13 protein-coding genes are annotated in these 11986 nt (G+C 37.3%); 7 read left to right on the top strand and 6 right to left on the bottom strand.

Annotated features, from left to right (window positions below; translation table 11 throughout):
- A complete protein-coding gene (locus tag LPB86_RS12695) occupies window positions 1-213 on the top strand; it encodes a hypothetical protein (protein WP_230644468.1) in 213 nt (70 codons plus the stop codon).
- Between the two features lie 992 nt (window positions 214-1205).
- Here LPB86_RS12695 and LPB86_RS12690 read toward each other — a convergent pair.
- The 4 genes from LPB86_RS12690 to LPB86_RS12675 all read right to left on the bottom strand — a co-directional run bounded on the left by LPB86_RS12690 (window position 1206) and on the right by LPB86_RS12675 (window position 4093).
- Window positions 1206-1640 (bottom strand): hypothetical protein, encoded by a 435-nt coding sequence (locus tag LPB86_RS12690; protein WP_230644465.1) that lies wholly within the window; start codon window positions 1638-1640, stop codon window positions 1206-1208.
- Window positions 1641-1853: 213 nt separating this feature from the next.
- Window positions 1854-2225 carry a hypothetical protein gene (locus LPB86_RS12685; protein WP_230644462.1) on the bottom strand — a complete coding sequence of 124 codons (372 nt, stop codon included), beginning with the start codon at window positions 2223-2225 and terminating at the stop codon, window positions 1854-1856.
- A gap of 200 nt (window positions 2226-2425) precedes the next feature.
- A complete protein-coding gene (locus tag LPB86_RS12680; protein WP_230644460.1) occupies window positions 2426-2836 on the bottom strand; it encodes a DUF4259 domain-containing protein in 411 nt (136 codons plus the stop codon).
- Between the two features lie 198 nt (window positions 2837-3034).
- Complete coding sequence (locus LPB86_RS12675; RefSeq protein WP_230644458.1) at window positions 3035-4093, bottom strand: DNA topoisomerase IB; 1059 nt, start codon at window positions 4091-4093, stop codon at window positions 3035-3037.
- A 61-nt stretch (window positions 4094-4154) separates the two neighbouring features.
- On the opposite strand from LPB86_RS12675, the gene fmt reads away from it, so the two are divergent.
- The 3 genes from fmt to LPB86_RS12660 all read left to right on the top strand — a co-directional run bounded on the left by fmt (window position 4155) and on the right by LPB86_RS12660 (window position 6890).
- Window positions 4155-5063 carry a methionyl-tRNA formyltransferase gene (fmt, locus tag LPB86_RS12670; protein ID WP_230644456.1) on the top strand — a complete coding sequence of 303 codons (909 nt, stop codon included), beginning with the start codon at window positions 4155-4157 and terminating at the stop codon, window positions 5061-5063.
- Window positions 5064-5631: 568 nt separating this feature from the next.
- Complete coding sequence (locus LPB86_RS12665; protein WP_230644454.1) at window positions 5632-6186, top strand: hypothetical protein; 555 nt, start codon at window positions 5632-5634, stop codon at window positions 6184-6186.
- 179 nt (window positions 6187-6365) lie between these two features.
- The gene (locus LPB86_RS12660) at window positions 6366-6890 is read left to right on the top strand and encodes a hypothetical protein (protein WP_230644452.1); all 525 of its coding nucleotides are present in this window, start codon (window positions 6366-6368) and stop codon (window positions 6888-6890) included.
- A 66-nt stretch (window positions 6891-6956) separates the two neighbouring features.
- On the opposite strand, the gene LPB86_RS12655 is transcribed toward LPB86_RS12660, so the two are convergent.
- Both LPB86_RS12655 and LPB86_RS12650 read right to left on the bottom strand, forming a co-directional pair.
- A complete protein-coding gene (locus tag LPB86_RS12655; RefSeq protein ID WP_230644450.1) occupies window positions 6957-7799 on the bottom strand; it encodes an aminotransferase class IV in 843 nt (280 codons plus the stop codon).
- 15 nt (window positions 7800-7814) lie between these two features.
- Window positions 7815-8843 (bottom strand): RluA family pseudouridine synthase, encoded by a 1029-nt coding sequence (locus LPB86_RS12650; protein WP_230644447.1) that lies wholly within the window; start codon window positions 8841-8843, stop codon window positions 7815-7817.
- Between the two features lie 395 nt (window positions 8844-9238).
- Here LPB86_RS12650 and LPB86_RS12645 point away from each other — a divergent pair, with 395 nt between their 5' ends.
- The 3 genes from LPB86_RS12645 (at window position 9239) to LPB86_RS12635 (ending at window position 11956) form a co-directional block, all read left to right on the top strand.
- Entirely contained in the window at window positions 9239-9439 is a 201-nt protein-coding gene (locus LPB86_RS12645) for a hypothetical protein (protein ID WP_230644443.1), read from the top strand.
- Between the two features lie 119 nt (window positions 9440-9558).
- Window positions 9559-10452, top strand: coding sequence for a 1-aminocyclopropane-1-carboxylate deaminase/D-cysteine desulfhydrase (locus LPB86_RS12640; protein WP_230644441.1), 894 nt, complete (start codon window positions 9559-9561; stop codon window positions 10450-10452).
- 4 nt (window positions 10453-10456) lie between these two features.
- A complete protein-coding gene (locus LPB86_RS12635) occupies window positions 10457-11956 on the top strand; it encodes an FAD-binding oxidoreductase (protein WP_230644438.1) in 1500 nt (499 codons plus the stop codon).
- Window positions 11957-11986: the final 30 nt, after the last annotated feature.

Here is an 11986-nt window from a genome sequence, read left to right as displayed (position 1 = left end):
ATGAACAGCGAGCCTAAAAAGACAAACGAAAAACCCAGCAGTAACTTTAAAGAAGAAACTCCAAAAGGAAAAGTTCCTGCAGGCAACAAAGCCGTTAAACAACCTGAAGATAAGGATTACAATGCTGAAGAAGCAAACTTTAAAAACCCGGCTAAAAAAAGAGAGCAGGGAGAGCAACCTGTAAACCCCATTAAAACGCCACCGAAGGATTAGCAGTCTAAACCTGCACAGCCGTCATTTCGACAGAGCATAGCGACGAGAGATCTTTCTCTATCAATTAGTCTGAAGTAGACTGCCCAAAAAGTTTAGCTTCTATAGTCGAACTTCTGTTTCTCAGTCTTGCAATTGGTATTATAACCCTATTATCCCAGGTAATCAATAGAATTAAGATCATACTAATTAACAATCATTTCTTTCCTTGATCGTATAATCTTTACTTTGCTTTCTACATAAGATCCGTCTGGTAATGGTTCAACTATTGAGAGCTTATAGAAGCTTTCGAAGCCATCACCCGCTTTAACGGAGATATCAAGAAGTTCCTTTAGTGAAATATATTTATGCAGAGGCTTTGCCTTAGTAATTAAAGATTTACCCCTGGGCTCGTAACACTGAAATGCGAGATAAGAATTAAAATAGGGCGGCATGCATTTACAAAGAAAGCTATAATAGAAAATCGGGCCGTCGTTATGAATCTTAATTATATTAAGATCTGGATTAATACTCAAGGTATCTGCATAAAAATAAATTATTTTTGCAGGTTGTTGAGCGATGGTATTTCTAGTAGATAAAATCGCAAGCACTAAGATTGTGCAAAATAGAATTTTTTTCATAATTTTAATTACATCCAGTAGTTGGTACTCTTTTATTTATTGGGGCATTTACATTTTGCGTGTTAAATGTTGAAATATCTGATGGGAAAAACCCATGTTGAATTAATATCCCTTAATATTACTAATATTCGGATAAGATCCTTTATCAGTAATCTTAAATATGGAACTTTCCCCTTTTATGCCTGGTATTTGGTCCTGTGCCTTTGTTACAATGGTTGCAACCACCATAATTTAAATTGTGATATAATTTCTTAACATCCTCATGCTCCTCCTTTATTTACTCTGGGATTGCCAAAATGGTCAATGTCATATTCTTCTGCCAATAATGCATCCGTTAGTGTCGATCAAACCTTCCCGTGCAAGCTCAAGACAATACTAATTAACAATTATTTCTTTCCTTGATCGTTTGATCTTTACTTTGCTTTCGATATAATTCCCGTCTGGTAATGGTTCAACTATGGAGAGCTTATAGAAGCTTTCGAAGCCATCACCCGCTTTAACCGAGATATCAAGAAGTTCCTTGAGTGAAATATATTTATGCAGAGGCTTTGCCTTAGTGATTAAAGATTTAGCCCTGGGCTCATAACATATAAATGTAAGATAATTATTAAAATAGGGCGGCATGCATTTACAATGAAAGCTATAATAAAAAATCGGCCCCTCATTGTCAATCTCAATTATATTAAGATCTGGATTAATACTCAAGGTATCTGCATAAAAATAAATTATTTTTACAGGTTGTTGAGCGATAGTATTCCTAGCAGATAAAATCGCAAGCACTAAGATTGTGCAAAATAGAATTTTTTTCATAATTTTAATTACATCCAGTAGTTGGTACTCTTTTATTTATTGGGGCATTTACATTTTGCGTGTTAAATGTTGAAATATCTGATGGGGAAAATCCATATTGAATTAATATCTGATTATAAACCCTATTAAAACGCCGCCTAAAGATTAGCACACAACTTATCGGCACTAAGCCGCGTATCCTGGAAATGATTGCGGCTTGGTTTCCTCTATGAATTAGTCTGAGGTAGACTGCCCAAAAAGTTTAGCTTCTATAGTCGAACTTCTGTTTCTCAGTCTTGCGATTGGTATTACAACCCTATTATATCCCATGTAATCAATAGTTATAGTTTTCACATCTTTCAAATCATAAACCATCAAATTCGCCTCACCTTTTTTATCCGCAAAGACTTTAACCAATATCCTATTTTCATTATCTCTTAAGCATACATAACCACTCATAGCAAAACCTTCATTATCTTTAATAAATACCTTAAGATCACTAATATTCGGATAAGATCCTCTATCAGTAATCTTAAATATGGAACTTTCCCCTTTTATGCTTGGTATTTGGTCCTGTGCCTTTGTTACGATGGTTGCAACCACCATAATTAAAATTGTGATATAATTCCTTAACATCGTGAGGCTCCTCCTTTCTTTACTGTGGGGTTACCAAAACGGTCAATTCCATATTGTCCAGTCAATAGTTTATCCATAAATCTATATTTAATGCTTTCCGCTTATGCCTTATGCATCTGCACCGGTCAAACCTCCTGATTAAATTTTATTTTTAGTTGCCCGTATTAACTTTAGGCAAGGCGCTTAATCATTTCCTCAATTCCGTTAAGCCATGCAGGCTCCTGGCTTTCTTCCCAAAGTTCTTTTAGCTCAGAGCCTTCAGCAATCACTACTTTTAATGCAGCTACTGCTTTGCTTTTGAGATCAGATAAATCAAGGTCAGGAAATCTTGTGGAAAAACTATCTACCTCATAAGGCTCGCTCATCTCTAGAGTGGTGTATTTTGTTCCATTAATTGAATTATCAATATAAGCGGCTGAGACAATTGCCGCATTAGCCTCATCGGCTTCTAAATAGGCTGCGTCTGCAGCGTTGTCTAGCGCTTCTATTATAATTTCTTTCGGATTTTCTGCTTCCTCTATTTCCCGAACGAAATCCAGTGCTGCATCATCTTCAAAAGGTCCGTGGCCCCATGCTCCCATAAATTTAATTTTAAGTTCCCTAAGGTATTCAAATCATAATACTTATACAAGTTAGCAAATACTACCTGTATCAATTTAATCTGATTCGGGCACTCATACTCATATAGCCCGTTAATATACAGAATTTAATTAAAAGGGTCAGTGAATTTCACACTGCAACTTCTGGAGTCTTCTCGACAGAGCACAGCTTCAAGAAATCTATTTCTTTACGTTCTTTTGTGCTTCTTTTAAAAATTTCATCAATACCTTCTCGTCATTTTCAATAGCCATTATGCTTTCTGGCTTTTCTTTGTTAATCTTTTTAAGATACTTACCTAACTGGTCATTTTCAAAAGCCTCCAGTAACAAAGGGTAAACGTAAGAACTTTTACATACAGCCCTCGTATTCCCCAGCTTACTGGCTACACAATCCAATACCTGTACAATTACTTTTTTCTTTGGTCTTTCTGGCTCTTCCACGTTAGTTGTACAGATGGAAAGCTGCCGTAATGCCTCAAGCGTTCCACCCCAGGTACGGAAATCTTTTGCAGTGAAATCACTTCCGGTTATTTCACGGATATAGTTGTTGATCTTTCCGGAATCTATGGCTCTATGTTCCTTACCGTCGGTATAATATTGAAATAAATCTTGTCCCGGAATCTCCATCACCCTTTTTACCATTTTAGACAGGGTTTTGTCATTTAGGGCAACTTCCTGTTTCACCCCTTTTTTACCCACAAATTTAAGCTTTAAGGTATTGCCATCTACCTTAGCATGCTTGTTTTTAAGGGTAGACAATCCATAACTGCCATACATCTGCGCATAAGATTCGTTCCCCACCCTAATCAACGTTTTTTGCATCACCTGCACACAGATCGCTAAAACCTTCTGCTCGTCAAACTCTTTTCTTTTTAAATCCTTTGCTATTCTTTTACGTGCTATGGGCAAGGCTTTGCCGAATTCAAGCAACCGAAAATATTTATGATCAGAACGCCTTGAAGTCCAATCTGCATGGTATCGGTATTGTTTTCTTCCTGCTACATCCAAGCCTGTAGCTTGCAGATACGCATTCTTTTTAGAGGCAATCCATACGTTGGTCCATGCTGGCGGCAACACCAGTTTTTTTATCCTGTCCAACTGCTTTTCATCATTTATGCTGGCGCCGTTTTTATCCTCATAATGAAAATTACCTGGCTTACCCTTTCTATAAATGCCCGGCATGCCATCGGTTATGTAAACCAATCCTATTTCTTTGATCTCTTCAGGAGTTTGAACCATACATTTTTGAGGAAAATATCCGTTTTAATTTAGTTATTTTGTTATCTACAAACACAGAAGGATGAGATTAGTTTTTATGGGTACCCCCGATTTTGCAGTGGCTTCACTAAATGCTTTGGTAGAGGCTGGCTTTGATGTAGTTGGCGTAATTACCGCAGCAGATAAACCTGCCGGACGCGGACAAAAACTTACTGAAAGTGCGGTAAAAAAATATGCTACAGAAAAAGGGCTCCGTGTATTGCAGCCTTTAAAACTTAAAGATCCTGAATTTGTAGCCGAATTAAAAAGTCTGGAGGCAGATTTACAGGTGGTAGTGGCTTTCAGGATGTTGCCAGAGGTAGTATGGAACATGCCACCAAAAGGAACCATTAACCTTCATGCCTCTTTATTACCTCAATATCGTGGTGCGGCGCCTATTAATCATGCCATCATTAATGGCGAAACAGAAAGTGGTGTAACCACTTTTTTTCTAAAACACGAAATTGATACAGGCGATGTTATTGCAGCAGAAAGGGTAAGCATTGAACCCAATGATACCGCTGGAGATTTACATGACAACTTAATGGTAGTAGGTGCGGGCTTACTGGTAAAGACCGTAAAAAGCATTGAAGATGGTACATATGCAGAACAGCCTCAAATACAAAGTGACGAACTGAAACATGCTCCGAAAATATTTAAAGACTTTTGCCAGATTGACTGGAACCAGCCTGTAAAAACAGTATACAATTTAATCCGGGGGTTAAGCCCATACCCTACTGCTTTTACAAAACTACAGGATAAAACTTTAAAGATTTTTAAAGCTGAACTGTTAGAGACGGAACCAGGCATTGCGGCTGGAGGTTTTTTAACTGATGGCAAGACTTTTCTAAAATTTGCAGCCAAAGGTGGTTTTATTACCCTTAAAGATGTACAGTATGAGGGTAAAAAGCGAATGGGAATTGAAGAGTTTTTAAGGGGAATGCGTTTGTAAAGCTAAAGTCGCAATTTTTTAAGATACTAATCAACCAAAACCCCAAAACTGAGTACCGAAATTTCTGGTGTTCTCAGCAATTGGACTGAAGATGGATCAATCATTCTAGGCGAAAAAAATGATGAAATATTATATATCTACGCCCACAGTAAATAGTTACTGCATTTCATCTATTAGCCTTGCAAATATTAACTAGATAGTAAGTTGGGCGTAAGTTGCACTTTCCCTACCCCTTTTCCTACCCTTTCATTGTCCCTACTTTGTCACTTAGTTGTCGATCGTCAAACAATCGACAACTAAGCCGGAAGTAAACTCGTAATAAACCTTCTGATTTCTTCCAACTTTCCTTGGGCAATCCCCCTCCTTATACCCAATTTATCAAGTTCTATTTTGCACGAGAATGATAAGTTCCGCAACAAGAATTGAAGCATCTTTCCTACTCGGTGCAATTTTGACCATTTTTTTATATTTTTACATACAAATATGTTAAATGCTCATCTTAGAAACTATCAATTTACGCGGAAGCACGGTCACGGGTCTTGTGATAGGATTTTTTATAATGTTAGTTATGATAACATTTATAGACAGGGCTGTACGCGAGACTAACAAATCGAAAAGCTTTTTAAACCGCAAATTTAAGTATACGACATTAGAACTGATCTGCTATGCATTATATCTAGCTATGGGCGTTGCAATTGGTGCCATGATCGTCATTTCCTCCTATTCAACCGATATTTGGTTATTGACATTGGTTGGGCTAGTAGCCGGGTTTTTATTAAGCACCGATTTTCTCTTATTAGTAAACCATATCTTGTCCGAAGCTTTTCAAACAGTTAACATGAATCACGAAACCGGAATAGTATCTGTAAGACGATTTGGAAAAACAACTATAATATTGCTGGAAGATCCAAATACATTTCATTTTCATTATGTTGCCCGATGGAGAAAAAGCTATGGAAAGGGATTTAAATTTTTCGGTGCCAATTTTAGCAAAACGGTTATCCAGAATGGGGACTTCAAAATTCAACTATCGGGTTTACGGAGACAACATTTTTACTTTTCGAAATGGGTAAATAGTAAGAATATCAGGATAGTCAAAAGACAGATCAACTTTATAATTTAATAAACGACAACCTATTATAGCTAACTGGAATTAATTGGGAGGTATTCGCAGATCACCTCTCAATTAGCTATGTATATGAAAAACAAAATAACTCACCATATTTTATACCATTGAGGGCTGGATTACTTAATAATGTACAACACACGGACCAGTAAATTGTAATTAAAAAATATTTAAATATGAGATTGATACTAATTAACACCTTACTTTTATTATGTGCATTTTGCCATGCGCAGGAAACTTTCAAAGTTGGCAAAGATGGAACGATGAAATTACCAAATGGAGCGGTTAGAAAAATTGATTTGGCGCTAAAAGCAAAATATATGGAGTCATTTGGCTCTGAAGCCGTGGTCGATAAAATTTTGCCCATCAATTATGAAATTGGCACAATGAAACTTACGCTGAGTTCAGGAACAAATGTGCGAAAATCTGAATTTATAATTCCCTCAAAAAAACGTTTAGACAATTTGAATAGGAAAAAAGGCCAATCTGATTATAGATCGTACATAACAAATGTAAGTGCAGGCGAAGTACTAATTACGTACTCCAATCTGGGGGCACGGCATGCATATTCATTTCAATTAGTGAACAAAAGTCATGAGAATACTTCTATTCTCGGATCTTTGAGATTTTATCCCGCTGATAATGATAAGGCTCTAAAAATGGTAGAGGCGATGCTAAATAGCATTACTTTGGAAAAATAAATCCTATTGAATTAGTAATTCTAGTGATGTCGCCCATTTTAATGGTTGTTATATCAGCTTGAAAACTTAATGTAAGTGATTAAGCAAGCTGCTCAAATGCTTGGAAACCTCATTAAAATAACGTTTCCTGCCGTATCCCATCACCCATCTAATACCACCCACAGCATTGGTTAAAAAAACCTCCTCCGCTTCGTTTAAAATTTCTGGATTAATCTGGGCTTCTACAATTGAGATGCCGTTGGATTGTGCCATCTCCATCACCACCTTACGCATTACACCAGCAATACAACCTTCAGAAAGCGCAGGGGTATAGATTTGCTTTTCGTATACTACAAACAAGTTAGAACTGATGCTTTCGCATAAAAAGCCGTTCTCATTAATAACAATGGCTTCATCTAGCTGCTGTTGCTTTTTAAAAAGCCCAGCCATTACATACAGCAGGGAACTTGTAGTTTTATAGTTAGAAAGCTTATTTATCGGCTTAGTGAGCTCATCGTAAACGTCTATGATCAATCCTTTTTTATTGAGCCCGTAATTACCATCTGGTAATGCCGATGCCTCCAAAAGGTACCCGGATTTGTTACTATCTGGGGTATATAGACCAGCTCCTTCTCGGTATACCGAGAGCCTAAACCGTACATTGTCTTTTAGTTTATTCCTTTTTACAAGCTCGGCCGTTTTTTGCTTTAGAAAGTAATCGTCAAACAAAACACCGCCTTCCATCTTTAAGGCGTTCATGCCCGCCGCAAGGCGTGCGGCATGGTCTTCTGCATACCTGAGCTTACCGTTGCTCATCCGCATGGATTCAAACAAACCATCTCCATATCTGAATGCACGATTGCCGGCCTTTAAAACAGGTTGGTCAATAGCAATAAATTCGTTATTATGTATGATGTATTCTTGTGGCATGCGCTGATATGTTCTTTAAGACTGTACAACGTAATTTCTCCACTTATTAAGCACCGCATCAAAATCTGCTGGCAGCGGTGCTTCAAATTCCATGTATTTTTTTGTAGTAGGATGTATGAAGCCTAATGTTTGGGCATGTAGTGCCTGACGGGGCATCAATTCAAAACAATTTGCTACGTACTGCTTGTACTTGGTAAAGGTTGTACCTTTTAATATTTTGTCTCCGCCATAAGTGGCGTCGTTAAATAAGGTATGGCCGATGTGTTGCATATGTGCCCTGATTTGATGAGTTCTGCCTGTTTCTAACTGGCAACTAATTAATGTTACATAGTTTAAACGCTCCAGTACGGTATAATGTGTTACAGACCACTTGCCTTTTTCTTCATCATCAAATACATCTTGCACAATTCTGTTTTTTAAGCTCCTGCCAATGTAGCCGGTAACTGTCCCATTTTCAGCGATATCTCCCCAGGCAAGCGCAATGTATTTACGGGTAATGCTATGGTCAAAAAATTGTTTGGCAAGTTTGGTCATTGTGATCTCGTTTTTACTGATCAGCAATAAACCAGAGGTATCTTTATCTATGCGGTGTACCAAACCCGGCCTGCCTTCATTGCCGGGCAATTGAGGTAGTTGTTCAAAATGGAAAGCAAGCGCATTTACAAGTGTACCAGTATAGTTGTTGTATCCTGGATGCACCACCATGCCCGGAGGTTTATTTACAACCAGCAGATCGTCATCTTCATAAACAATATTCAATGGAATATCTTCAGGGTAAACTTCGGTATCTCTTGGGGGATGAGGAAATACAATGGAAATCTCATCTGATGGCTTTACCTTATAACTTGCTTTGATTGTTTTTTGGTTCACCAATACGTTACCTGCATCTATGGCATTTTGGATTCGGTTACGTGATGCATTTTCCATACGGTGCATCAAAAACTTATCAATTCTAAGCAAAGATTGTCCTTTATCTACAACAATATTAAAGTGTTCGTATAAATCCTGTTCCTCTAAATCCTGCGCCGTGTTGTTATTTTCCATCTGTAATCCGCCTTTTTTACTGAACCCTTTGGCCTCAGTAAGCGAATGCAAAACTAATCTTTAACAATTACATATTAAAGAAAGAAATTGGCTGGTTTTTTGTTGCAAGGAACTTTGTAACCAAAACCTACCTTTATGAAAAACTTTACGCAAAACGTTAAAATCTTATTGAATTTTTTCCCCTACCTGCTTAAAAAGATCTACTTCTAAGGCTTATACACATGTCAAGAAAAGAATACATTTGTGAATGTTCACAACCATATTCAGTCCTTTTCAGGATCTAAATCACCCATCGTTGACTTATTTAGGGGTTAATAGAGGTTAATTCAATTCCATTTCTATAGTTTTGAATGCTTTTATTTTATAACTATATTTGCTTCATAAATAAAAATTCTATGGAAACTTTAACAATTCAAATACCCGATAAAGAAGCCACAGTTTTAAAGGAAATATTGAAGAAATTCAATGTTAAAATCATTAACGCAACAAATAGGACACCAAATGCCTTAACTGTAAAAACCATTCATAACGCACATAATGGCATAGAATTAAATGAACCTATTAAAAATATAAGGTCGTTCATTGATTCTATTTAGATGTTCACATTAATACTATTGAGACTGGGAACACACGCTGATTTATTCTAGTAATCTAATCTTCAAATCCTCCATTTTTAAACTTAAGTACAACTAAATAAAAGCGTTTATATTTGTGAATGTTCACAAACATATTCAGTCCTTTTCAGCATCTAAATCACCCAATTTTAACTCAACTGTGGGTTAAGCGGGACGATTTAATTGATCCTTTCATTTCCGGAAATAAATGGCGAAAGCTGAAATATCTTATACAGGATGCCACATCAATTGGCAAAACACATCTGGTAACCTTTGGCGGTGCGTATTCAAATCACCTGGTGGCTACCGCAGCGGGATGCGCAAGATCGGCCGCCTCAAATACAGGAAACAAATTTAGCAGCACTGCTTTTGTTAGAGGTGAAGAGGTAAACAATGAAATGCTAACGCTTTGCCGCTTGTTTGGCATGAACTTGATATTTACAGACAGGCAGCATTACAAAAATAAGCAACAACTATTTGACGAATATTTTGGAGCTAACCCAGAAGCTTATTTTATAGACGAAGGGGGCGCTTCTGCAGAAGCAGTAAAAGGATGTGCTGAAATCATAGCAGAACTGCCCCCGGATATTGACCATTTATTTTGTGCCGCTGGCACAGGTACTACTGCCGCAGGCTTGCTCAAAGGCATTCAGGATGCCGGTCTTAAAACCCAACTTCACGTAATTCCGGTATTAAAAGGCGGGGACTTTATTGCAGCCGAAATGTTTAAATACCTGGGCAATCTTGATCAGCTTGTACTGCATACCGGTTATGATTTTGGTGGGTACGCAAAAACGCAGCCTGAACTGATCACTTTTATCAAAAACTTTAGTGCCAATACAGGGATATTGCTAGACCCGGTTTACACCGGAAAACTGTTTTATGCGATTAATGACCTTGCATCAACCAGCGAATTGGACAAAAATGCTAAAGTTGTAGCACTCCATACCGGAGGTTTGCTTGGAATTATGGGTATGAAAGATAAGTTCTTTTAAAATCATGAAATCAAAAAGCGTTTTTAAAAAAGTTATATCACTTATTTTTATACTCCTGTTCATATTCCTTTTAAGACCAATTGGCTTCTTATTGTACACCTGGATAAAAGATGACGCTATAAAGCTGCAAAATGAATACGGCACTACTCAAGATGCCAGTAGGCTTAATAGAACAAAAATTGACACCCTAATAAAAGTTAATGAAAACCATGAGGCGACCACTGCTCAAATTACAGAACTGATAAAAAAGGCGCATTTGCGAAAGAAAAATATAGCAATAGCCGGCGCACAACACAGCATGGGTGGCCATACCATTTATAAGGGCGGAATTTTACTGGATATGAAAGGCTTTAACTATTTAAGGCTAGACAGCACGAACAACATTCTACATGTTGGATCTGGCGCATTATGGGTAGATGTGATTAAATTTCTGGACGATAAAAATAGATCTGTTTTTGTGATGCAGTCTAACAACTCTTTTTCCATTGGAGGCTCTGTTAGCGTTAACTGCCATGGTTGGCAGGCAATGGCCGGCCCAATATCTTCTACAGTACAGTCATTTAGACTGATGAATGCTTCTGGTGAAATTTTAAATTGCAGCAGAAAGGAGAATGCAGAGTTGTTTTCTCTGGTTTTAGGAGGTTATGGCTTATTTGGAGTGATATTAGACTTAGAATTAAAAGTTACCACCAACAAAACCTATACAGCACATCAGTACATTATTAAAAGCGATGACTATGTGAAGGAATTTAACAAGCAGGTGAGAAAAAACCCTAATGTAGATATGGCTTATGGGAGGATTAATGTGAACCCAGATCATTTTATGGAAGAAGCAATCCTGTGTACCTATACTGACGACCATACAATACCTAAACAATTAAGCAGAGGAAATAACATGGCTGGTTTTCGACGCACACTATTTAGAGGTTCTGTAGGGAGTAATTATGGCAAAAACTTACGCTGGAGTATTGAAAAAGCTGCAACCTTTCTGATCAATGATAAAAAGTTTACAAGGAACAGGTTGATGAACGAAGGGGTTGAAGTATTTCAAAATACAGCGCCCGATTATACTGATATATTACATGAATATTTTATTCCGATTGAGGCAGCGCCAACGTTTATTAAACAGTTAAGGGAAATACTACCGAGATACAATTCAGATTTACTAAACATCACGATTAGATATGTGAAGCGTGATTCCGATACTTTTTTAGCCTATGCAAATAACGACGTATTTGGCTTTGTAATGCTATTTAGTCAACAGCGAAGTCCTGCTGTAGAACGAGAAATGAAAACCTTAACCCAAAAGCTTATTGAAATTACAGCGGATTTAAAAGGAACTTATTACCTGCCTTATCGCCTACATGCTACTAAAGCACAAATGAGCAAGGCATATCCTAATGCTGATGGTTTTTTCAATTTAAAAAGAAAATACGACGCTGATGAAGTTTTTAAAAATCAATTTTATCAAACTTATGGATCAAAATCCTATTTAAAAAAATGAGTCTTCAGGCAAAATCATAGTTTAAACGTT

The organism is Pedobacter sp. MC2016-14 (genome assembly GCF_020991475.1).
GTDB lineage: Bacteria > Bacteroidota > Bacteroidia > Sphingobacteriales > Sphingobacteriaceae > Pedobacter.
This window is presented reverse-complemented; position numbering and strand designations above follow the sequence as displayed.

Coding starts and splice junctions, on each gene's coding strand:
- LPB86_RS12635 (WP_230644438.1), top strand. CDS start 10,457: ATGAAATCAAAAAGCGTTTTTAAAAAAGTTATATCACTTATTTTTATA.
- LPB86_RS12680 (WP_230644460.1), bottom strand. CDS start 2,836: ATGGGAGCATGGGGCCACGGACCTTTTGAAGATGATGCAGCACTGGAT.
- fmt (WP_230644456.1), top strand. CDS start 4,155: ATGAGATTAGTTTTTATGGGTACCCCCGATTTTGCAGTGGCTTCACTA.
- LPB86_RS12665 (WP_230644454.1), top strand. CDS start 5,632: ATGATAACATTTATAGACAGGGCTGTACGCGAGACTAACAAATCGAAA.
- LPB86_RS12645 (WP_230644443.1), top strand. CDS start 9,239: ATGGAAACTTTAACAATTCAAATACCCGATAAAGAAGCCACAGTTTTA.
- LPB86_RS12685 (WP_230644462.1), bottom strand. CDS start 2,225: ATGGTGGTTGCAACCATCGTAACAAAGGCACAGGACCAAATACCAAGC.
- LPB86_RS12655 (WP_230644450.1), bottom strand. CDS start 7,799: ATGCCACAAGAATACATCATACATAATAACGAATTTATTGCTATTGAC.
- LPB86_RS12640 (WP_230644441.1), top strand. CDS start 9,559: ATGTTCACAAACATATTCAGTCCTTTTCAGCATCTAAATCACCCAATT.
- LPB86_RS12675 (WP_230644458.1), bottom strand. CDS start 4,093: ATGGTTCAAACTCCTGAAGAGATCAAAGAAATAGGATTGGTTTACATA.
- LPB86_RS12695 (WP_230644468.1), top strand. CDS start 1: ATGAACAGCGAGCCTAAAAAGACAAACGAAAAACCCAGCAGTAACTTT.
- LPB86_RS12650 (WP_230644447.1), bottom strand. CDS start 8,843: ATGGAAAATAACAACACGGCGCAGGATTTAGAGGAACAGGATTTATAC.
- LPB86_RS12690 (WP_230644465.1), bottom strand. CDS start 1,640: ATGAAAAAAATTCTATTTTGCACAATCTTAGTGCTTGCGATTTTATCT.
- LPB86_RS12660 (WP_230644452.1), top strand. CDS start 6,366: ATGAGATTGATACTAATTAACACCTTACTTTTATTATGTGCATTTTGC.